General features: G+C 70.2%; 1 protein-coding gene. It reads right to left on the bottom strand.

What is annotated here, in order from left to right; all coding sequences use genetic code 11:
• On the bottom strand, positions 1–369 hold a 369-nt coding region (locus QSK00_RS30310), incomplete at its 3' end, for a leucine zipper domain-containing protein (RefSeq protein WP_285597269.1).
• Positions 370–476: the final 107 nt, after the last annotated feature.

Below are 476 nucleotides of genomic sequence, written 5' to 3'. Positions count from 1 at the left end.
CCCGGTCGCCCGGTCGACGTGGCCTAGCCGGCTGATGCCGCAGCGGCGTAGCCACAGGTGCACCGTGGAGGCCGCCAGCCCGAGCCGGGCGGCGATCTCGAGCTGGCCCAGGCGCTGCTTCCAGCGCAGGTGCACCATCTTGCGGATCACCGGCCGCGGCGTCGTTCGGGGCATGCGGTGCGGCCGTGAGGACCGGTCGGTCATGCCGGCCTCGCCGAGCTCGCGGTAGCGATCCGACCACCGTTTCGCGGTCGGCCAGGAGACCTGGAAGCGGAGCGCGGCCTGCGCGATCGGCCAGTTCTGCTCGACGATCAGACGCGCGAGCTTCAATCGGCCGCGCGGGGTCAGTGCCGCGTTAGCGTGGGCCACGGAGGACCTCCCGGTGGTGATGGGTGCCGTCAGACAGCTCCACAGCACTCCCGAGAGGTCCTCCCCTCAAGATCATTCAGACCGTGTCGTCACACCGGTTCAACCAA

Origin of the sequence: Actinomycetospora sp. NBRC 106378 (assembly GCF_030269685.1) — a bacterium.
Lineage (GTDB): Bacteria > Actinomycetota > Actinomycetes > Mycobacteriales > Pseudonocardiaceae > Actinomycetospora.
Note: the sequence above shows the minus strand (reverse complement) of the source record. Positions and strands in the feature narration are given on the sequence as shown.